This is a genomic window from Bacillus sp. LR--39 (genome assembly GCF_053613335.1).
This window is the reverse complement of the sequence record NZ_JBSIOT010001256.1, coordinates 1-588: the sequence shown is the minus strand read 5'-3', so window position 1 is coordinate 588 and position 588 is coordinate 1. Positions and strand designations below refer to the sequence as shown.

1 protein-coding gene is annotated in these 588 nt (G+C 46.4%); it reads right to left on the bottom strand.

From position 1 onward, the window contains the following. Positions 1–528 (bottom strand): glycosyltransferase family 2 protein (locus ACWHAR_RS29795; RefSeq protein ID WP_452088779.1); only part of this gene is annotated, 528 nt, incomplete at its 3' end. Between the last annotated feature and the right edge of the window lie 60 nt (positions 529–588).

The following is a 588-nucleotide window of genomic DNA, read 5'->3' as shown; positions in this document are numbered from 1 at the left end:
ACTGGCGCAAGGGACACGCTTCACCCGGTAATCCTTGGCTGCGCGCAGATAAAAATCCCAATCCCAGTAATTGTGCACATCAGCATCGAAATACCCGATTTCATCATGCAGAAAACGTCTGTACATGCTGCCCGACGGCACGTATGTAGAAAACACTCTCATATCCTCATAGTCAGCGGTATAAGCAAACAATTTCCGTGACACTGGATATCTTGTTCCGTTCTTCTCTTCAAACGAAACTATTTCCGCATCAGAATGAACGAAGTCTGCCGTTTCTATTTCCTTTGCCATTTTCTCGACATGCCCTGGCGTAAAGAAATCATCGTCATCACACAGCATAATGCAATCGCCAGACGCCTCTTTTACACCGGCATTTCTCGCAGCCACATGCCCCGAGTTCTTTTCTAAATTGATGACAGCAATCGGCAGCTCCGGATACAGTGCTTTGACCGGCACGACCGATTCCCCGGCATCATTCACAATAATAATTTCATACGGCTTCAAGGTCTGGCGGGAAATCGACTCCAGAAGCTCACACTAAGCTGGAATCCGATTATAGGTCACAATTACGATAGAAATCTTCATGAT